The sequence below is a fragment of the Paraburkholderia diazotrophica genome (assembly GCF_900108945.1).
GTDB lineage: Bacteria > Pseudomonadota > Gammaproteobacteria > Burkholderiales > Burkholderiaceae > Paraburkholderia > Paraburkholderia diazotrophica.
This window is the reverse complement of record NZ_FNYE01000001.1, coordinates 181,360-201,297: the sequence shown is the minus strand read 5'-3', so window position 1 is coordinate 201,297 and position 19,938 is coordinate 181,360. Positions and strand designations below refer to the sequence as shown.

The 19,938-nt window shown below is 64.5% G+C and carries 13 protein-coding genes and 2 pseudogenes; 6 read left to right on the top strand and 9 right to left on the bottom strand.

What is annotated here, in order from left to right:
* Positions 1–3 precede the first annotated feature (3 nt).
* The 3 genes and pseudogenes from BMW76_RS00880 to BMW76_RS00870 form a co-directional block, all read right to left on the bottom strand.
* On the bottom strand, positions 4–1,299 hold the full coding sequence (locus tag BMW76_RS00880) for a fimbrial protein (protein ID WP_090861751.1): 1,296 nt from the start codon (positions 1,297–1,299) through the stop codon (positions 4–6).
* A 93-nt stretch (positions 1,300–1,392) separates the two neighbouring features.
* A pseudogene (locus BMW76_RS00875) lies at positions 1,393–2,654 on the bottom strand (type II and III secretion system protein family protein); the annotation flags it as partial.
* On the bottom strand, positions 2,630–2,932 hold the full coding sequence (locus BMW76_RS00870) for a hypothetical protein (protein ID WP_143062179.1): 303 nt from the start codon (positions 2,930–2,932) through the stop codon (positions 2,630–2,632). The gene BMW76_RS00870 and the pseudogene BMW76_RS00875, both read right to left, overlap by 25 nt.
* Before the next feature lie 227 nt (positions 2,933–3,159).
* Here BMW76_RS00870 and BMW76_RS00865 point away from each other — a divergent pair, with 227 nt between their 5' ends.
* The 3 genes and pseudogenes from BMW76_RS00865 to BMW76_RS00855 all read left to right on the top strand — a co-directional run bounded on the left by BMW76_RS00865 (position 3,160) and on the right by BMW76_RS00855 (position 6,240).
* Positions 3,160–4,452 carry a collagen-like triple helix repeat-containing protein gene (locus BMW76_RS00865; protein ID WP_090861747.1) on the top strand — a complete coding sequence of 431 codons (1,293 nt, stop codon included), beginning with the start codon at positions 3,160–3,162 and terminating at the stop codon, positions 4,450–4,452.
* Positions 4,453–4,490: 38 nt separating this feature from the next.
* Positions 4,491–5,558 (top strand): annotated as a pseudogene (locus tag BMW76_RS00860) (ShlB/FhaC/HecB family hemolysin secretion/activation protein); the annotation flags it as partial.
* Positions 5,559–5,754: 196 nt separating this feature from the next.
* The gene (locus tag BMW76_RS00855; RefSeq protein WP_090861745.1) at positions 5,755–6,240 is read left to right on the top strand and encodes a DUF2147 domain-containing protein; all 486 of its coding nucleotides are present in this window, start codon (positions 5,755–5,757) and stop codon (positions 6,238–6,240) included.
* Between the two features lie 118 nt (positions 6,241–6,358).
* Here the strand turns inward: BMW76_RS00855 and BMW76_RS00850 are convergent, their stop codons facing one another.
* The 6 genes from BMW76_RS00850 to typA all read right to left on the bottom strand — a co-directional run bounded on the left by BMW76_RS00850 (position 6,359) and on the right by typA (position 16,217).
* On the bottom strand, positions 6,359–6,820 hold the full coding sequence (locus BMW76_RS00850; RefSeq protein ID WP_090861743.1) for a transposase: 462 nt from the start codon (positions 6,818–6,820) through the stop codon (positions 6,359–6,361).
* A 156-nt stretch (positions 6,821–6,976) separates the two neighbouring features.
* Positions 6,977–8,074, bottom strand: a complete 1,098-nt coding sequence (zapE, locus tag BMW76_RS00845; protein WP_090861741.1) for a cell division protein ZapE — start codon at positions 8,072–8,074, stop codon at positions 6,977–6,979.
* 96 nt (positions 8,075–8,170) lie between these two features.
* Positions 8,171–9,601: a dihydrolipoyl dehydrogenase gene (gene lpdA, locus BMW76_RS00840; RefSeq protein WP_090861739.1), complete on the bottom strand. Its 1,431-nt coding sequence runs from the start codon at positions 9,599–9,601 to the stop codon at positions 8,171–8,173.
* A gap of 143 nt (positions 9,602–9,744) precedes the next feature.
* Positions 9,745–11,028 carry a 2-oxoglutarate dehydrogenase complex dihydrolipoyllysine-residue succinyltransferase gene (odhB, locus tag BMW76_RS00835; RefSeq protein ID WP_090861737.1) on the bottom strand — a complete coding sequence of 428 codons (1,284 nt, stop codon included), beginning with the start codon at positions 11,026–11,028 and terminating at the stop codon, positions 9,745–9,747.
* 143 nt (positions 11,029–11,171) lie between these two features.
* Positions 11,172–14,027, bottom strand: a complete 2,856-nt coding sequence (locus BMW76_RS00830) for a 2-oxoglutarate dehydrogenase E1 component (protein ID WP_090861735.1) — start codon at positions 14,025–14,027, stop codon at positions 11,172–11,174.
* Between the two features lie 363 nt (positions 14,028–14,390).
* The gene (gene typA, locus BMW76_RS00825; RefSeq protein ID WP_090861734.1) at positions 14,391–16,217 is read right to left on the bottom strand and encodes a translational GTPase TypA; all 1,827 of its coding nucleotides are present in this window, start codon (positions 16,215–16,217) and stop codon (positions 14,391–14,393) included.
* 313 nt (positions 16,218–16,530) lie between these two features.
* Here typA and BMW76_RS00820 point away from each other — a divergent pair, with 313 nt between their 5' ends.
* The 3 genes from BMW76_RS00820 to BMW76_RS00810 all read left to right on the top strand — a co-directional run bounded on the left by BMW76_RS00820 (position 16,531) and on the right by BMW76_RS00810 (position 19,922).
* Positions 16,531–17,046 (top strand): MarR family winged helix-turn-helix transcriptional regulator, encoded by a 516-nt coding sequence (locus tag BMW76_RS00820; protein ID WP_090861732.1) that lies wholly within the window; start codon positions 16,531–16,533, stop codon positions 17,044–17,046.
* Between the two features lie 57 nt (positions 17,047–17,103).
* Positions 17,104–18,621, top strand: coding sequence for an efflux transporter outer membrane subunit (locus tag BMW76_RS00815; protein ID WP_090861730.1), 1,518 nt, complete (start codon positions 17,104–17,106; stop codon positions 18,619–18,621).
* Positions 18,622–18,701: 80 nt separating this feature from the next.
* A complete protein-coding gene (locus BMW76_RS00810) occupies positions 18,702–19,922 on the top strand; it encodes an EmrA/EmrK family multidrug efflux transporter periplasmic adaptor subunit (protein ID WP_090861728.1) in 1,221 nt (406 codons plus the stop codon).
* Positions 19,923–19,938 lie beyond the last annotated feature (16 nt).

Below are 19,938 nucleotides of genomic sequence, written 5' to 3'. Positions count from 1 at the left end.
CGTCTATGACCGTTTGCTGGAAATGGGAATGAAGCGCCGCAACGCATCGAGCGCCGCCTTGCCGTGCGAATTCGCAGCGCGCGCGCCCGAGCCCGAGCCCGAGCCCGCGCCCGAGCCCGTTATGGACGGCGCGCCCGCGACGCGCGTCACGAGTGCATTGAGCGCGCGCACGTAGGCGTCGCGCGGTGCAGTCTCGGCGAGCAGGTTGCCCTGGTTCATCGACTGCCCGAGCGCGACGCGCCGTTCGGGCAGCGTCGCGATCAGCTCAAGCTCGAGCCGCTGCGCGATCTGCGTAGCCGTGAGCCCCAGCTCCGGCTCGTACTTGCCGACGATGAGCCGCACCTTCTGCCGCAGCGTCTCCGTGTCGATGCCGTGCTCGCGCAAGCCGTCCAGCACGCCGACGGCCGACACCACCGACGGCACGCCCTGATCGCAGACGAGCCACGCTTCGTCGGCGGCCTGCACGACGTTCGCGATGAACTCGCCGTTCGTGAAGCCGCCGACATCGACGATCAGCTGATCGAAGAATGCGCGCAGCCGGTTCAGCAATCCCATCGACGACGCGTGCGAGACCTCGCGCATCTCGGCGAGATCGGCGGGCAGGCTCGTCAGCGCAAGGCCGCTCACATGATGCGACAGCGCCGTATGCACGAAGGTCTGATCGATGCGGCGCACGTTGCGCACGGCTTCGACGAAAGTGAAGTCGCTGCACGTATTGAGCAGCAGCGTGCCGTCGCCTGCGGGCAGGCCGAGATCGAGCAGCAGCGCTTCGCGGCCTTGCGCGGCGTCGCGCCGTTGCAGCAGCACGGCAAGATTCGCGGCGAGCGTGCTCACGCCCATGCCGACGCGCGCGCCGATCAGCGCCGTCAGCTTGCCGTGGCGACTCACGGGCTCGACGACGTTGTCGAGCACCTTGCGGGTGATGCGCAGCGCGTCCGCGGCGGGCGCGCACAGATCGATGAAATCGCGCACGCCTGCGCGCAGCGCGGCGAGCGCGCTCTCGGGCTCGCTCATCGAACCGACCGCGACGATCTGCAAGCCCGGACACGCGGCGCGCGCCGCGTTCGTCGCCGCGCTTGCCGCCGCCATCTGGCCGCCCGAAAAATCGACGAACACCAGCGACGGGTTGAGCGTGCCGATGCGTTGCGCCAGCGCCTTCGGATCGAGGCTCACGCGGTCGACGGCGCCCGCCGCGACGAGCGATTCGGCGAGCCAGCGCGCGTGCTCGTCGGCGAGCGTCGCGAACACGAAGCAATCGGTGAGGGCGCGCTCAGCCAAAGCGTGGGTTCTCGCGTTCATCGTGTGTTTTCCTTGCCGGCGGTTGGCAACGCAACTGTCGTTCGCTTTCGATCAGCCGCGTTTCGCATGCGCTGCTCGCCACGCATCGCGCGTTCATTTCGAGAACCCCGGCGCGGCATCGTGCGACGCCGCGCCGCCCAGCAGCGAGCGCCATACAGGCGCGTCGCGTTGCTCGGACTGCTCGCCGGGCGTCGACGGCAACGCCGCACCCTTCGCGAGCGGCGACACGAGATGCGGCGAGACGATAATCAACAGCTCCTTGTCGCTCTGCGAATAGTTCAGCCGCTTGAAGAACGCACCGAGTACGGGGAGATCGCCGAGCACGGGTACCTTGTCGACGTTCGATGCCGTCTCGCGATCGATCAGTCCGCCGATCACATAGCTCTCGCCGTCGCCGAGTTCGACGGTCGTATCGGCGCGGCGCGTCGTGATCGCGGGCACCGAAATGCCGTTCACCGTCACCGCGTGCACGAAGTCGAGCTGGCTCGCCTCGGGCGCGATCTTCAGCGCGATGCGCTGCGGGCTCAGCACGGTCGGCGTGAGCGTGAGGCCGACGCCGTACGGCTTGTATTCGATCGACGTCGTGCCAAGCCCTTGTGGCACAGGCACGGGAATCTCGCCGCCCGCGAGAAAGCTCGCGCTCTGGCCGGACAGCGCGACGAGCGTCGGCTCGGCGAGGATGCGCGCGAGGTTGTTGCTCTCCATCAGGCTCAGGTCCGCGAACAGATCGTGCGCGACCGAGCCGAACACGAGGTTGAACGCGGACGCGATCGGCATCGTCGAATCGAACGACGTGCCCTGGCCCGGCGTGAACGTCGCCTTGTTCAGCGACGACGGCGCAAACGAGCCGAACGCAAAGCCGTTGCTGCCCTTCGAGAAGTTGAAGCCGATCTGCTTGAGCACCGCGCGGCTGAATTCGACGCGCGCACGTCGACCTGCACGACCGGGCGCGTGGCGATCGTCGATGCGTCGACTGTCGTGGCGATCGTTGTGCCGACTGTTGTGCCGACTGTTGTGCCGGCGCTCTTGCCGTCGCCGCCTTTGCCATTCGATGCGACTGAAGCGAGCGCGCCCGCCGCCACGCCCGCCGCGCGCTGATGCGCCTGCATCGATGCGGCCGTGCCCTTGATCACGGCCGTTGCGCCGAGTACTTTCACTTCGGGCGTGCCGCCGTCGAGCAGATCGGCCGCTGCGGACGTCGTCACGTTCACGATGTAGGTAAGCGGCGTGTCGCGGTTGCGCTCCCACAGCATCATGCTCGTCGTGCCCGCCGACTTGCCGACAAGCAGCACGCCACCGCGCGAGTCCGCTTTTGCGCCATCTTTGAGGATCAGCACATCGGCGACGCCCGGATCGCAATCGCAGGTGCCGTCACAAGCGCGGCGGGCAGCTTGACAGGCAGCGCGGGCAACGCGGCCCGTGGCAACCCGCTGTCCGCCGTGACGGGCGCCGTCACCGTCGTCGTCTCGACAGTAACGGGCACGCTCAACACGCCCGCCATCGCCGCGCCGACACCGTCAACCGCGTCCGCGCCTTCCACGTCGACGACTTCGTCCGCACCCGGCGGGCTTTCGCTGACATCGACGGCGGGCGTCAGCGCGAGCGCTCCGTCGAATCCGCTTTCCGCGGTCACGTCGCTCGTCGGTGGCGTACTCGGCAGCGGCGCGAAGAAGTAGCGGCCGCGTCGGGGCGCGGCCGCCTGCTCGCATCCCGGCGCCCCCTTCCCCAGGCACGCATCGACGCAGGCGGCGTGCTGCCTGCGTCTGCGCGGCCGCGTCGGCAACCGTCGCGGCCTTTCATCCAATGCTTCGAGACAACGAAGTTTTCTGGCGACATCCGCAAGACAACGAGGAGCATTCCATGCACACGCAACGTCTTCTTATTTCTCATGCCGCGCGCGCCTCGATTCCGTCGCTGCGCGCCCCGCTTTCCGCGTTCGCGCTCGCGTGCCTGCTCGCGGCTTGCGGCGGCCACAGCGTCACCGCGGGCCCCTCGCCTGCGCCCACGCCGTCTGGCGGCACCGGCACGACGGGTGGCGGCAGCACGGCGACTACGGGCACGTCGGGCGCGGTATCGACGCTGGCCAAGACAGTCGACGACCTCGGCAACACGGTCGGCTCGACAAACGTGCCGGGCGTGTCGCCGCAAGTCACGCAAGGACTCGGCGACGCGGTGTCGGGCGCGGGCGGGACGGTCGGCGCGCTTGCGGACGCCGTCAGCAACGGCCTCGGGCAAACCGGCTCGATCTCCGACCCGGTCGGCACCACGGTCGCGGGACTCGGCCCCGTCGTCGGCTCCACGGGCGGCGTCGTACACGGCCTCGCGGCGACCGTCGATGGTCTCGGCACAGGCAATCTCGCGCCGCTCTCGCCCGTCCCGACACCCGTGGCCGGGACGCTGGACAGCCTGGGCAACGCGCTCGACGCAGGCGGCGCGGGTGGCGCCAGTCCGCTCGGCGCGTCGCTGTCGTCGGCACCCGTTCAGCAGGTGACGCAACCGCTCAGCACCACGATCACGCCGCTCGTGATCACGCTCGGCCAGGTGACGCAGGCCGTCGGCACGACGACGGGCCTCGGCCAGCCGGTGTCCGGCGTGCTCGCGCAGATCGGCGGCGCGTTGCAGAACGCGGACGCAACGGTTGGCAGTACCACGCAAACTCCGCTCGGCGCAGATGTGGGTCTGCTCGTCGGCTCCCTCGGCAACACGGTGACGAACGCGGGCGGCCTCGTGAATCCCAACGGCGCGAATGGCTATGCGCCGATTCCCGGGCTGATCGTGAGCCTCGTCGGCGGACGGGCGGCCGTCGTCAGACCGGGGCCACCGCCGTCGTCCGCGCCCGGCGCGCCCGGTCCGCTCGATGGCGTGCTGTCGAGCATTGGCCTGGGCAGCAACCCGCCCGGCTCCGCGACGACGCTGCTCGGCGGAACGCCGCCGCAAGGCGCGACGGCAACGATGGGCGCAGTGACGGGTGCGGGGGCGTTGTCGACGGTGACGGGCGCACTCGGCGGCAGTGCGTCGAGCGGCACTCCGCTCGCGCCCGCGACCAGCATCGTCGGCGCGCTCACGGGCGCGCTCGCCACAGCGGCGGGAAGCGGCACGACAGGTGGCGGCGCATCGCTGGTCGGCGGACTCGTGCCGTCAGTGATGAAGTAAAGCGCTCACGCAAACGTAGCGCGTGTGCTTCGCGTCAGACGACGCTCGAACTGAGCGTCGAGCGCAAGCCGTTCGACATCAGCACGGGCATCGACTTCAATCATCCGGGCGTCCAGGGCCTGTTGACGGCGACGGAGAACGGGCTCACGTCGCTTGGCGAGCAGCTCAGCGTATCGGCGCTGCTGCCGAAGGGCCGCGACAACGTCACGTATCTCGCGGCGCATGGCGCGCTGCCCATCGGCACGGGCGGCATGACCGCGAAAATCGACGCATCGCACTATCGCGGCAATCCGAAGAACAACCCCGGCCTGCCCTCGTATGTGCAACGCACGGTGATCAACGACAGGATCGGCGGCTCGCTGTCGTATCCGTTGATGCTGAGCAACACGCGCAGCCTGACGGGCACCATGACGGCGTATGCATCGCACGACGAAGACCGCTTCAACAACACGATCACGGGCGCGGCGATCGGGCTGCGCACGCAAGTGCGCGTGCTTCAGCTGCAAGCCGACTACGCGCAAGCGCAGATGGGCCAGGTGCGCAAGGCCAGCATCAACGTTGCGAAAGCATTCGACATACTCGGCGCAGGCAAGGCCGGCGACTCGAACATCCCCGGCACGACGACCGTCAATCCCGCTTCGATCACGTTCGTGCGCACGGGCGCGAGCGTGTCGCAAAGCAACGAGTGGCCGTTCGGCATCGGCACGTCGATCGCCGCGACGGCGCAATACAGCCCCGACACACTGCCCACTTCCGAACAGATTTCGTTCGGCGCGCAACGCTTCGCGCAGGGCTACCAGCCGGGCGAGACATCGGGCGATTCGGGCTGGGGCGCATCGTTCGAAATCAATCGCGCGGTCGCGCTGGGGCTCACGTATCTGCGCACGCTCACGCCGTATGTGTCGTTCGACATGGCGCGCGTCTATCTGCATGCGGGCACGCTCCAGCCGAACAGGTTGTCATCCGTTGCGATCGGCTTTCGGCTCTCCGACGCGAAGTACTACAGCCTCGATCTTTCTCTCGCGAAGGCGCTCGGCGATGCGCCCATTGAAAGCGCGTCGCGCAGTCCGCGCATCAACGCGACGTTCTCGTATCAGCTGAACTGACGGCGGCATCGCAACCATGAAGCGCTCGCAAAACGGCGCCTTCGATTAGAGGCCCCACTATCAAACGACGCGCACGCTTTCACGTATTCTGCCCTCTCCAACGCAGCCCACAAAAGGCAGGGCGCCGCCTCGCATATGTGCTCACACGGCGCCGCGCGAGTCCCGATCGCGACGATTCTCAACAAGGAGGAAGACGATGACATCATTCACCCAGCGCGCGCGTTCCGCGTTCGGCAACACGTTGAAACAGGCGGCTGTCGCGGGCGTGCTGCTCGCCGGCGCCGTCACGGCATTCGCGCAGACCGACGGTCCCGTCGGCATATGGCAAACCATCGACGATCACACGGGCCAGCCCAAGGCGCTCGTGCAGATCACGCAGGACGCGAATGGCACGCTGAGCGGCAAAGTCATCAAGGGGCTCAACCCGAACGATCAGCCCGACCGCCGCTGCACGGCCTGCACGGACGCGCGCAAGGACCAGCCGATTCTCGGCATGACGATCATCAACGATATGAAAAAGGACGGCGACAACTGGGATGGCGGGCAGATTCTCGACCCGGAGAATGGCAAGCTCTACAAGTGCAAGATGCACGTCGAGGACGGCGGACAGAAGCTCGTGGTGCGCGGCTATATCGGCGTATCGCTGCTGGGACGTTCGCAGACCTGGATTCGACAGAACTGATGCCGTAGCGCGGCGTTTCGTTCCTCGCGGCGAAGCATGAATGCAAGAAAGCCGGCCTGGCGACTACTCTCGCCAGGCCGGCTTTTCGCTATTGCGTGCGTTCAATTCGTTCGATCCGTCAAGCCGCATTCATGAAGTGACTGGCGTAGTCGAATACCAGCGGCGTCGATGCGGGCGCGCCCGGCGATGGGAACAACGGCGTGGCGGGCTTGACCGGTTGCGCGGTGGCCGCATCGTTTTCGGCTGCCGCGGCTGCGTTCGGCGCATGGATGCGCATGCGTGCTTCCATCGTGCTGCACAGTTCGCTGCCGGCATCGCCGAACAACTGGTCCATCACACGCTTCAGCACGCCTGCCTTATGCCACGCCTTGAAGCGGCGGTGACACGTTTGATACGACGGGTATTTGCGCGGCATGGCGGACCAGGTGGCGCCGCTATAGATCACCCAGAGCACGCCGTTGAGCACGGAGCGGGTGTTGGCGAGCGGACGGCCGCGCAGTTCGGAACGCGGGCGCAGTTCCGGCAGCAGCGGCGCGACCTGCTGCCATTCTTCGTCGGTGATATCACGGTAAGGGGTCATATTTTCTCCTTCGTCAAGAGTGCCTCGACGATATAGAGTTGACCCACTACCGGATATCAGACCAATCCGAATCCTGAAAATGCACGGCTAGCCGCTGCCATAAGGGTCAGCGCGGGTTGCGCTATCCCAAACGGCGTGCCGTTCGTATGAAATCGATCAGGTGAGCGATGTATCGACGAGCCGGCGCGGCGCATCCAGATATTCCTGCGACTGCATCTCGACGATACGCGACACCGTTCGCGTGAACTCGTTGGCCATCGGCCCTTCCGTGTAGAGCTCTTCGGGCTGCACGGCCGCCGACATCAGCAGCTTGACCTTGTGATCGTAGAAGACGTCGATGAGCCACGTGAAGCGCCGCGCTTCCGATTGCATGCGCGGCGTCATCTGCGGGATGCTGGAAAGGATCACCGCGTGGAAGCGGCTCGCCAGCTCGAGGTAGTCGTTTTGCGAGCGCGGACCGCCGCACAGCGTCGCGAAATCGAACCAGACGACGCCGTCCGCGCGCCGCAGCGCCTTCAGCTCGCGCTTCTCGATGTGCAGCAGCGGGCTTTCGTCGGGCACGGCCGCGAGCTTCGCGAACGCATCGCGCAGCGCCTTGTCGGCGGCGGCGCCGAGCGGCGTGTGATACACCTCGACCTGCGACAGCGTGCGCCTGCGGTAATCGATGCCCGCGTCGACATTGACCACGTCGAGCTTGCTCTTGATCAGCTCGATCGCGGGCAGCAGACGGTCGCGATGCAGGCCGTCGGGATACAGCGTGTCGGGATCGTAGTTGGACGTCATCACGAACTGCACGCCGTTCGTGAACAGGCGGTCGAGCAGGCGATACAGGATCATCGCGTCCGCGATATCGGACACGTGGAACTCGTCGAAGCAGATCAGCCGGTAGCGCTTCGCGATGCGCCGCGCGAGTTCGTCGAGCGGATCGGCCTGGCCTTTGAGTTCTTCGAGTTCGCGATGAACCTCTCGCATGAACTCGTGAAAATGCAGACGCGTCTTACGCACGAGTGGCACGACTGCATAGAAGCTGTCCATCAGGAAGCTCTTTCCGCGCCCCACCCCGCCCCACATATAGACGCCCTTCGGCAGATCAGGGTGCATGATCAGCTTCATAAAGGCATTCGGACGACGCGCCTTATACGCAGTCCACTCTTCATAGCACCGCTGCAGACGATCGACGGCAGCGCGTTGCGCCGGATCGGACTCGTATCCCCGTGTCTGCAGTTCCTGTTCGTAGTATTCGGTGACGTTCATTATGTGACGCAGCAATGAAGAAGGCGGGAGGGGTTGAACCCACCCGCCTTCGTCGTGATTCGCGTTTGCCCGGATAAGACTCCGGGCAGAAGCTTCTTACATATTCAGCGCGCGCTTGTCGATGGCGAGCGCCGCTTCACGCATCACTTCAGACAGCGACGGGTGCGGATGGCAGATGCGACCGATGTCTTCCGACGCAGCCTTGAACTCCATCGCCACCACCGCTTCGGCGATCAGATCCGACGCATTCGCGGAGATGATATGCACGCCGAGCAGCTCGTCCGTCTTCGCGTCGGCGATCATCTTGACGAAACCATCCGCCTTGTTGATGCCGAGCGCGCGGCCGTTCGCCATGAACGGGAACTGGCCCGTCTTGATCTCGCGGCCTTCCGCCTTCAGCTGCTGTTCCGTCTTGCCGACCCACGCGATTTCCGGTTCCGTGTAGATGACCCACGGAATGCAGTTGTAGTCGATGTGCGGCTTCTGGCCGTCGATGATCTCGGCCACCAGCACGCCTTCGTCCTCGGCCTTGTGCGCGAGCATCGGGCCGCGCACCACGTCGCCGATCGCGTACACGTTCGGCACCGACGTCGCGCAGTGGTCGTCCACGTCGACGAAGCCGCGCTCGTTCGCCTTCAGGCCGATCGCTTCGAGGCCCAGGTCATCCGTGTTCGGCACGCGGCCGATCGACACGATCAGGCGGTCGGCATCGAGCGTCTGCGCGTTGCCATCCTTGTCCGTGTATGCAAGCGACACGCTGTTGCCGTTGTTCTTGACTTCGCTGATCTTCACGCCGAGCTGAATGTCGAGGCCCTGCTTCTTGAACTGCTTGGCGGCTTCCTTCGCGAGTGCCTGGTCGGCGGTACCGAGGAATTCCGGCAGCACTTCGAGCACGGTCACTTCCGAGCCCAGACGGCGCCACACGGAGCCCAGCTCGAGGCCGATCACGCCCGCGCCGATCACGGCGAGCTTCTTCGGCACTTCGGTGAACGACAGCGCGCCTTCGTTGTCGGCGACGATCTTGTTGTCGACGGGGACGTTCGGCAGGTGACGCGCCTTCGAGCCCGTCGCGATGATCACGTTCTTCGCCGTGATCACTTCAGTTTCGCCTTCGCCCGACACTTCGATCTGCACGCCGGCGTCCGTCTTGCCCGTGAACTTGCCGTGACCCTTAAGCCACGTGATCTTGTTCTTGCGGAACAGGAACTCGATGCCCTTCGTCATCTTCTCGACGATGCCTTCCTTGCGGGCCAGCATCTTCGTGATGTCGACCTTCACGTTTTCCACGCTGATGCCGTGGTCCGCGAGGTGATGCGACGCGTTCTCGAACTCTTCCGACGACGCGAGCAGCGCCTTCGACGGAATGCAGCCGACGTTCAGGCACGTGCCGCCCAGCTTCAGCGCGCCGGCCGGGTTCTTCCACTTCTCGATACAGGCAACCGTCTTGCCGAGCTGCGCGGCGCGAATGGCCGCGATATAGCCGCCGGGACCGGCACCGATCACGACGACGTCAAATTCTTTGGACATGACTATCCTTTTGATGACCAGCCGACGCAGCCGCGCTTCGCGGCGCGCGTGGCTTCAGGTACTGCGGAAATGCGAGAGGTCCTGTCCTCATATCGCGACGGCGGGCCGCGGTTTCAAGCCGCGGCCGCGTCGCGAGACAGGCATTACAGGTCGAGCAGCAGACGAGCCGGATCTTCCAGCGCGTCCTTCATCGCGACCAGCGAGAGCACGGCTTCGCGGCCGTCGATGATACGGTGGTCGTACGACAGCGCCAGATAGTTCATCGGGCGGATCACGATCTGGCCGTTTTCGACAACTGCGCGTTCCTTCGTCGCGTGCACGCCGAGGATCGCCGATTGCGGGGGGTTGATGATCGGCGTCGACAGCATCGAACCGAACACGCCGCCGTTCGAGATCGAGAACGTGCCGCCCGTCATTTCTTCGATCGACAGCTTGCCGTCACGTGCCTTCGCGCCGAATTCGGCGATCTTCTTCTCGATGTCCGCGAGGCTCATCTGATCCGCGTTGCGCAGGATCGGCACCACCAGACCGCGCGGCGAGCCGACAGCGATACCGATGTCGAAGTAGCCGTGATAGACGATGTCGTTGCCGTCGATCGACGCGTTCACCAGCGGGAACTTCTTCAGCGCGTGGACAGCCGCCTTCACGAAGAACGACATGAAGCCGAGCTTCACGCCGTGTTCCTTCTCGAACTTGTCCTTGTACTTGTTGCGCAGATCCATCACGGGCGCCATGTTCACTTCGTTGAATGTCGTGAGGATGGCGTTGGTCTGCTGCGACTCCAGCAGACGCTCGGCGATACGCGCGCGCAGACGCGACATCGGCACGCGTTGCTCCGGACGGTCCTTCAGCCACTGCTCGGCCGATGCCGGCGCGCCGACTTGCGGCAGCGACGGCTTCGCGGCACGCGCGGGCGCTGCTGCCGGTGCCGGCGCAGCCTTCGCAGCCGGTGCCGCGGCGCCCGCGCCCAGCACGTCCTGCTTCGTGATGCGGCCGTCGCGGCCCGTGCCGGCGACGTCGCCTGCTGCAAGGCCCTTCTCGGCCATGATCTTCGTTGCAGCCGGCGATGCCGACGTGCTTGCGCCCGCAACGGCCGCAGCCTGCGCAGGAGCGGCAGCCGCTGCTGCCTGTTCGGCTTGCGGAGCCGGCTTCACTTCGGCTTCGACGGCGGCTTCGCCCGGCTTGCCTTCCGTGTCGATCTTCGCGATCACTTCGTCGGCGACCACGATGTCACCGTCGTTCTTGATGACTTGCGCGAGCACGCCCGCCGACGGAGCCGGCACTTCGAGCACGACCTTGTCGGTTTCGATTTCAATCAGGATTTCGTCCTGGGCGACGGCTTCGCCCGGCTTCTTCTTCCACTGCAGCATCGTCGCTTCCGAGACCGACTCGGACAGCTGGGGAACCTTGACTTCAACAATAGCCATTTGATTTCTCTGAATACGTATCGGATGACAACGAACCTTGTGCGAGCCGCGTCTGATTGGTGCGCGTGGATGTCGCGCTTACATGGGTGATTCAGACGCGGGGCGGGAAAGCGCTCAGCGCTTTCCCGGTTCGCTCTCTTTGGTTATTTAACGATGGACGCGCCTTTCAGGCGGCCAAACGCGCCTTCGACCAGCGCCTTCTGCTGCTCGTAGTGCTTCGCGTAGTAGCCGACAGCTGGCGAGGCCGAAGCTGGACGGCCGCTGTACGCGAGCTTCTGTCCTTCCTTCATGCCTTCGCGCAGGTGATGCTCGATGTAGAACCACGGGCCCTGGTTCTGCGGCTCGTCCTGCACCCACACCACTTCGGTTGCGTTGTCGTACTTCTTCAGTTCCGCTTCGAACTGCTTGTGCGCGAACGGATAGAGCTGTTCGATACGGAAGATCGCGACGTCCTGCGCCTTCGCTTCGCGGCGATGTGCGACGAGGTCGTAGTACACGCGGCCCGAGCAGACCAGCACGCGCTTGACCTTCTTCGCGTCGATCGACGCGTCCGTTTCGCCGAGCACCGGCTGGAACGAGCCCTTCGCGAGTTCCGACAGGTCCGACACGGCTTCCTTGTGACGCAGCAGCGACTTCGGCGTGAAGACGATGAGCGGCTTGCGGAACAAGCGGATCATCTGACGGCGGAGCAGATGGAAGATCTGCGCCGGCGTGGTCGGCTGGGCGACCTGCATGTTGTGGTCTGCACACAGTTGCAGGAAGCGCTCGATACGTGCCGACGAGTGCTCCGGACCCTGGCCTTCGTAGCCGTGCGGCAGCAGCATCGTCAGGCCCGACACGCGGCCCCACTTGACTTCGCCCGACGAGATGAACTGGTCGATGACGACCTGCGCGCCGTTGACGAAGTCGCCGAACTGCGCTTCCCATGCGACGAACGTATTCGGTTCGGCCGTCGAGTAGCCGTATTCGAAACCGAGCACGGCTTCTTCCGACAGCACCGAGTCGATCACGTTGAACTTCGCCTGGCCTTCGGCGATGTTCTGCAGCGGAACGTACGTGCCGCCGTCCCAGCGCTCGCGGTTCTGGTCGTGCAGCACTGCGTGACGGTGCGTGAACGTGCCGCGGCCCGAGTCCTGGCCCGTCAGACGCACGGCATAGCCCGATGCGACCAGCGATGCGAATGCCAGATGCTCGCCCATGCCCCAATCGAGGGACGCCTCGCCACGGCCCATCGCCCGGCGATCGTTGATCACGCGCTCGACGAGCGGGTGCAGCTTGAAGCCTTCCGGAATCGTCGTGATGCGCTCGGCCAGACGCTTCAGCTCGGCGAGCGGCACGGCCGTGTCGGCGGCATCCGTCCACTTGCGGTTCAGGAACGGCACCCAGTCGACCGCGTACTTGCTCTTGTAGTTCGACAGGACGGGGTCGACCGTGTGGTGGCCTTCGTCCATCGCCTTGCGGTATGCCTTGACGAATTCATCGCCTTCCGTGGCGGTGATGACGCCCTGCTGCACCAGCTTTTCGGCGTACAGCGCGCGCGTGCCCGGATGCTTCGCGATCGTCTTGTACATCAGCGGCTGCGTGACGGCCGGCGTGTCCTGCTCGTTGTGACCCAGCTTGCGGAAGCAGATGATGTCGAGCACGACGTCCTTGTGGAACTGCATGCGGAAGTCGATGGCCAGTTGCGTCGCCAGCACGACGGCTTCCGGATCGTCGCCGTTCACGTGCAGAACGGGCGCCTCGATCATCTTGACGACGTCCGAGCAGTACAGCGTCGAACGCGCATCGCGCGGATCGGACGTGGTGAAGCCGATCTGGTTGTTGATGACGATGTGCAGCGTGCCGTGCGTGCCGTAGCCGCGCGTCTGCGCGAGGTTCAGCGTTTCCATCACGACGCCCTGGCCTGCGAAGGCGGCGTCGCCGTGAATCTGCACGGGCAGCACCTGCAGGCCCTGCTCGTCGCCGCGGCGGTCCATACGGGCCTTCGCCGAGCCCTCGACCACCGGGTTCACGATTTCGAGGTGCGACGGGTTGAATGCGAGCGACAGGTGAACCGGGCCGCCTTCCGTGGCGATATCCGACGAGAAGCCCTTGTGGTACTTCACATCGCCTGCCGGCAGGTCGTCGACGTGCTTGCCTTCGAACTCGGCGAAGAGGTCAGCGGGCATCTTGCCCAGCGTGTTGACCAGCACGTTCAGACGGCCGCGGTGCGCCATGCCGATGACGATTTCCTGCACGCCGTTCTTGCCTGCGTGATGCACGACTTCGTCCATCGACGCGATAAAGCTTTCGCCGCCTTCCAGCGAGAAGCGCTTCTGACCGACGTACTTGGTATGCAGGAAGCGCTCGAGGCCTTCCGATGCCGTCAGACGGTTCAGGATGTGTTTCTTCTTCTCGTTCGAGAAGTTCGGCGTCGAGCGGATCGACTCGAGCTTTTCCTTCCACCAGCGCTTCTGCTCCGGATCGCTCAGATACATGTACTCGGCGCCGATCGTGCCGCAGTACGTGTCGCGCAACGCCTTGACGATGTCACGCAGCGAAGCCTGCTCGAAACCGAAGTACAGGTTGTTCGTGTTGAACACCTGGTCCATGTCGGCTTCGGTGAAGTCGTAGAACGCGGGTTCGAGCTCGGGAATGTTCGGACGTTCGCGGCGCTTCAGAGGATCGAGGTTGGCCCATTGCGAGCCGAGGAAGCGATATGCGCCGATGAGGGACTGCACATAAACCTGCTTTCGCGCGGTGGTGAGATCTTCGCCGGCGACTCGCGGAAGGAACGCATTGGCCTTCGCGCGTTGAGCAAACGATTCGACGATCGGGCCGTGAGCCACATCGTTGGCTGCCGTGCCATCCGACGCAGGGACGTTCTGCAATGCGTCGAAATAGTTGCGCCAGGTCTCGGGCACTGACGCGGGATTGTCGAGATATGCTTCGTACAACTCTTCTACGTACGGAGCATTGCCGCCGAACAGATACGAGTTCGACTGGAATTGCTTCATCATTTTACGCTCACCTTTCTTCGAGCTTCTCGAGAAATAGCGGGTTACTGAACCTTCCGCGACACGGCCTGACCGTTTAGCGGATTGCGCGAATCAAGTCTTGCTTGGAAGGACCTAAAACTTGCATTCGCGGGAGCATATCACATAACCAATGGTTGATATAGGACAGATCCCAATTGAAATCCCCTTCCCACGGGGCTTTGCGGCAGGTTTTATGCTTTCGCAACAGTGTTTGCCGCACTGCGCAAGAATACTTTAGGCGCATATTCGAACACCGTCCGACGAGGTACCGCGCGCAATGCAAAAAGCCGCCCGAAGGCGGCTTTTTGCTGATGCCGAATGCATGCCCGCAAAGGCTCGCGGACCTCAGCTGGCTGCCGCTTCGCGGCTCGCGCGGCGGCGCTCGTGCTCCTTCAGGTGACGCTTGCGCAGACGGATGCTTTGCGGCGTCACTTCGACGAGCTCGTCATCGTCGATAAATTCGACCGCGTATTCGAGCGACATCTGGATCGGCGGAACGAGACGCACGGCTTCGTCGGTGCCCGACGCACGCACGTTGGTCAGCTGCTTGCCCTTGATCGGGTTCACGACCAGGTCGTTGTCGCGGCTGTGAATGCCGATGATCATGCCTTCGTACAGCGCGTCGCCCGGCTTCACGAACATGCGGCCGCGATCCTGCAGTTTCCACAGCGCGTAGGCAACAGCGGCGCCGTCGTCCTGCGAGATCAGCACGCCGTTGCGGCGCTCGCCAAGCGAGCCTTCCTTCAGCGGCAGGTACTCGTCGAACACGTGGCTCATCAGGCCCGTGCCGCGCGTGAGCGTCATGAACTCGCCCTGGAAGCCGATCAGGCCACGCGCCGGGATGCGGTATTCCAGACGCGTGCGGCCACGGCCGTCCGACGCCATGTCCAGCATTTCACCCTTGCGGCGGCCCAGTTCTTCCATCACGCCGCCCTGGTGCGCGTCTTCGACGTCGACCGTCAGCAGTTCGTACGGCTCGTGCTTCACGCCGTCGACTTCCTGCAGCACCACGCGCGGACGCGACACAGCCAGCTCATACCCTTCGCGGCGCATGTTCTCGACCAGAATCGTGAGGTGCAGTTCGCCGCGACCCGACACTTCGAATACCGTTTCGTCGCCCGTATCCTTCACGCGCAACGCGACGTTGTGGTTCAGCTCCTTCATCAGACGGTCGCGAATCTGGCGGCTCGTCACGAACTTGCCTTCCTTGCCCGCGAGCGGCGACGAGTTGACGAGGAAGTTCATCGTCAGCGTGGGTTCGTCGACGGTGATCATCGGCAGCGCTTCGGGATTGTCCGGCGCGCAGATCGTCGCGCCGATGCCGACGTCTTCGATGCCGTTGATCAGCACGATGTCGCCCGCTTGCGCTTCATCGACCTGGACGCGCTCCAGGCCCTGGAACGACAGAACCTGGTTGATCTTGCGGTTCAGGATCTCGGCTTCCGGACCGAAGCGCAGCGCCACCTGCTGACCCGGCTTGATGCGGCCGCGCGTGATGCGGCCCACGCCGATGCGGCCGACGTACGTCGAATAGTCGAGCGACGTGATCTGCAGTTGCAGCGGACCGTCCGGATCGGCCGGGCGCACGGGCACGTGTTCGAGGATCGCTTCGAACAGCGGGCGCATGTCGCCGTCGCGCACGCTAGGATCGAGGCCGGCGTAGCCGTTAAGGCCCGACGCGTAGACGACCGGGAAGTCAAGCTGCTCTTCCGTCGCGCCGAGCTTGTCGAACAACTCGAACGTCTGATTGATCACCCAGTCGATGCGCGCGCCCGGACGGTCGATCTTGTTGACCACGACGATCGGCTTGAGGCCCAGCGCGAGCGCCTTCTTCGTGACGAAACGGGTTTGCGGCATCGGGCCTTCGACGGCGTCGACGAGCAGCAGCACGGAATCGACCATCGACAGCACGCGCTCCACTTCGCCGCCGAAGTCGGCGTGGCCCGGGGTATCGACGATATTGATGTGCGTGCCTTCGTATTCGACGGCGCAGTTCTTGGCGAGAATCGTGATGCCGCGCTCTTTTTCGATGTCGTTCGAGTCCATCACGCGTTCCGCGATCTGCTGGTTTTCGCGGAAGGTGCCGGACTGGCGGAGCAGCTGGTCGACGAGCGTGGTTTTGCCGTGGTCGACGTGAGCGATGATGGCGATGTTGCGGAGAGCGCGGGACATAGGAACCTGGAGACGCTGGAAACGAGTGGAGTGCGCCACCTGCCCAGCTACTTCGCCAAGCCCAAAGCGCACTTTTGGGAACCCAAAAGTATAGCACGCGTCGGTGACGCGTTTCTGGTATTCCCCGATGGCGCGCCCCAATATCTCAATAACGCAACGCATGCGCCCTTCCCGCCTGTCACGCCAGCAAAGTTTTCCTCCGATTTTCATCCGACGCGAGATAGATCCTTGCCTAAGCTGCAATAACGCTTGCCGCGTCAATTAATCGATTCTACAATCGTGCATAGTCAACCATTGCAGTCGCACGAGAATCATGACCGAACCGTCCAACACGCCATCGCCCGAGGTCAGCGAATACCAATTGGGCGAAAGCGTCGGCTATCTGATTTCACGCGTGAAATCAGCGCTGTCGAACCTCGTGACGCAGCGCACGATGGCCGAACTCGGCATCACCAGCCAGCAGGCCAGCGTGCTGTTCATGGTCGCGAGCGGCAAATGCCTGCTCGCGGCCGAACTGGCGCGCGAGTACGGCATCGACGCGAGTGCGGTCACGCGCCTCGTCGATCGCCTCGAAAAACGCGGGCTGCTCACGCGGGTCCGCAGCGACGAAGACCGGCGCGTCGTCCGGCTTGCGTTGACGGCCGAAGGCCACGCAATCGCCGCGCGCATGCCGGCCGTTTTCACGGGCGTGACGGAGAAGTTGCTATCCGGTTTCACGCCAGAGGAAACGGGATTCCTCAAGAGTCTTCTGAGGCGAGTCTTGGCAAATAGCTGCGAATTACTCGGCGAAAACCGTGACTCGGCAAGCAATGCCGATAGCAAATCGTAAGAAAATAGTTGCACCGTCCATTAAAGAAAAATGCCATTACACGCAAAGAGTTCAGCGATGAAATTCCTGTCGAGACGCGCGCACGCATCGTCACGCCGGGCGGCAGTCGCTGCCGCCGTCGCGGCGCTGGTGCTCGCCGGCTGCGCGAACTACTTCGATCTGAAGGACGACAAGCAGATCGCGCCCAGCTCGCAGTTCGAGTCCGCGCAAAGCCTGCCCGCCGAGGGCGGTCAGTGGCCGACGCTCGACTGGGCGAATCAGTTCGGCGATTCGCAGTTGCCGCAGCTGATCGCGGAAGCACTCGCGGGCAATCCGTCGATCGCGCAGGCGCAGGCGCGCATCGCGAAGGCGTCGTCCTATATCGAATCGTCGAAATCGGCGCTGTATCCGAAGGTCGAAGGCAGCTACTCGTGGACCCGCGAGCTGTATTCGGAAAACGCCTTGTTCCCGCCGCCCTTCGGCGGGACGTGGTACAGCGAAAACAATGTGCTCGCCAGTGCCTCCTGGGATCTCGACCTTTGGGGTAAGAACCGTCAGCGGCTCGGCCAGGCCGTATCGCAGGAAAAGGCCGCCGAAGCGGACATGCAACAGGCACGCGTGACGCTCGCCGCGTCCGTCGCGCGCACGTACAACTCGCTCGCACAGCTTTACGCGCTGCGAGACATCGCCGAGCGCGAGATCAAGAACCGCCAGACGGTCGGCTCGATCACGAACGGCCGCGTCGCTGCCGGTCTCGATACGAACGTCGAGCGTCAGACCGCGAACGGCAACATCGCGACCAGCCAGTCGAACCTGACCGAACTCGACGGCCAGATCACGACCACGCGCTACCAGCTCGGCGCGCTGCTCGGCAAGGGCCCGGACCGCGGCCTGCAGATCGCCAAGCCGGTGTTCAATCCGGGCGGCGCTGTCACGCTGCCGGACAACGTGCCCGCCGATCTCGTTTCGCGCCGCCCCGACATCGTCGCCGCGCGCTGGCAGGTCGAAGCCGCGATGCACGACGTGAAGGAAGCGAAGGCCGAGTTCTTCCCGGACGTGAACCTCGCCGCCGCGTTCGGCTTCGATGCGTTCGGCTGGAGCCGCTTCCTGACGGCATCGAGCCGCCAGATCCAGTTCGGCCCCGCGATCCATCTGCCTATCTTCGACGCCGGCGCGCTGCGCTCTCAACTGAAGGGCCGCTACGCCGACTTCGACCTGGACGTCGCGAACTACAACCAGACGCTGATCAACGCGCTGTCCGACGTGGCCACGCAGATTTCGTCGATCCGCTCGATCGACCGCCAGCAAGGCGATGCGCAACGCGCGCTGGACGCGTCGACGAAAGCGTACGAACTCGCCGTGATCCGCTACAAGGCAGGGCTGTCGCCGCAACTGCAGGTGCTGAACGCCGACGAGAACCGCCTCGCCGCGGAGCAGACGGTGACGAACCTGAAGATGCGTCGCCGCGACTTGCAGATCGCGCTCATCAAGGCGCTCGGCGGCGGCTTCGACGCGACGCAGACGGGTCTCGTCGTGCCGACGGATGCGCCCGCATCGGCGGCGGCGGCCGCGTCGGCGGCCCACGCGTCGAACTGAGCGCGCCAGGCGATCGACTATCGCACAGCACACTGCGATCCGAATAAACGATACAGACTGACAGAATCCGGAGCCTATTCATGAGCACGCCCCAACAACCCGCTAACGCGCAGCCGGCCAGCAACGGCAAACGCAAGCGCATGATGACGCTGCTCGTCATCGTGATCCTGATTGCCGCGATCGCGTACGGCCTCTACTACTTCCTCGTCGCGCGCTTCCACGAGGATACCGACGACGCATACGTGAACGGCAACGTCGTGCAGATCACGCCGCAGGTCACGGGCACGGTGATCGCCGTGAACGCCGACGACACGCAAACTGTGAAGTCCGGCGATCCGCTCGTCGTGCTCGATCCCGCCGATTCGCGCATCGCGCTGCAATCGGCGGAAGCGAATCTCGGCCAGGTCGTGCGCCAGGTGCGCGGCCTCTACGCCGACGACAGCCAGTACCAGGCACAAGTCGCCGTTCGCCAGGCCGATCTGTCGCGTGCCCAGGACGACTTGAAGCGCCGTCTGACCGTCGCGCAAACGGGCGCCGTGTCGCAGGAAGAAATCTCGCACGCACGCGATGCCGTGAAGAGCGCACAAGCCGCGCTCGACGCCTCTCAGCAGCAGCTCGCGTCCAACCGCGCGCTGACGGCCAACACGACGATCGCGAGCCATCCGAACGTGCAGGCCGCGGCCGCCAAGGTCCGCGACGCGTATCTGAACAACGCGCGCAACACGCTGCCCGCGCCTGTCACGGGCTATGTCGCGAAGCGCTCAGTGCAGGTCGGCCAGCGCGTGTCGCCGGGCAATCCGCTGATGGCGATCGTGCCGCTCAATGCCGTGTGGGTCGACGCGAACTTCAAGGAAGTGCAGTTGAAGCACATGCGCATCGGCCAGCCCGTCGAACTGACGGCGGACGTCTACGGCTCATCGGTGAAGTATCACGGCAAGGTGGTCGGCTTCTCGGCGGGCACGGGCTCGGCGTTTTCGCTGCTGCCCGCGCAGAACGCGACGGGTAACTGGATCAAGGTCGTGCAGCGTCTGCCCGTGCGTATCGCGATCGATCCGCAGGAGCTCGAAAAGCATCCGCTGCGCATCGGCCTGTCGATGCAGGTCGACGTGAGCATCAAGAACGACACGGGCGGCGAGCTCGGCAGCGCGCAGAACACCGTCTACCAGACCAACGTCTTCAACAAGTACGGCGACGAAGCCGACGCGGAAATCGCGCGCATCATTTCGGAAAACGCAGGGCCGAACGCCGGCGTACCGCAGAAGGCGGCGTCCGGCTCGAAGGCCACGCCGAAGCTGATGTGAGCGGTGTCCGTCCGCA

Bases quoted from the DNA above. Each gene is read 5' to 3' on its own strand.
- BMW76_RS00820 (WP_090861732.1), top strand. From the start codon at position 16,531: ATGACCGAACCGTCCAACACGCCATCGCCCGAGGTCAGCGAATACCAA.
- BMW76_RS00810 (WP_090861728.1), top strand. From the start codon at position 18,702: ATGAGCACGCCCCAACAACCCGCTAACGCGCAGCCGGCCAGCAACGGC.
- odhB (WP_090861737.1), bottom strand. From the start codon at position 11,028: ATGGCTATTGTTGAAGTCAAGGTTCCCCAGCTGTCCGAGTCGGTCTCG.
- BMW76_RS00865 (WP_090861747.1), top strand. From the start codon at position 3,160: ATGCACACGCAACGTCTTCTTATTTCTCATGCCGCGCGCGCCTCGATT.
- zapE (WP_090861741.1), bottom strand. From the start codon at position 8,074: ATGAACGTCACCGAATACTACGAACAGGAACTGCAGACACGGGGATAC.
- BMW76_RS00880 (WP_090861751.1), bottom strand. From the start codon at position 1,299: ATGAACGCGAGAACCCACGCTTTGGCTGAGCGCGCCCTCACCGATTGC.
- lpdA (WP_090861739.1), bottom strand. From the start codon at position 9,601: ATGTCCAAAGAATTTGACGTCGTCGTGATCGGTGCCGGTCCCGGCGGC.
- typA (WP_090861734.1), bottom strand. From the start codon at position 16,217: ATGTCCCGCGCTCTCCGCAACATCGCCATCATCGCTCACGTCGACCAC.
- BMW76_RS00850 (WP_090861743.1), bottom strand. From the start codon at position 6,820: ATGACCCCTTACCGTGATATCACCGACGAAGAATGGCAGCAGGTCGCG.
- BMW76_RS00815 (WP_090861730.1), top strand. From the start codon at position 17,104: ATGAAATTCCTGTCGAGACGCGCGCACGCATCGTCACGCCGGGCGGCA.
- BMW76_RS00855 (WP_090861745.1), top strand. From the start codon at position 5,755: ATGACATCATTCACCCAGCGCGCGCGTTCCGCGTTCGGCAACACGTTG.
- BMW76_RS00830 (WP_090861735.1), bottom strand. From the start codon at position 14,027: ATGATGAAGCAATTCCAGTCGAACTCGTATCTGTTCGGCGGCAATGCT.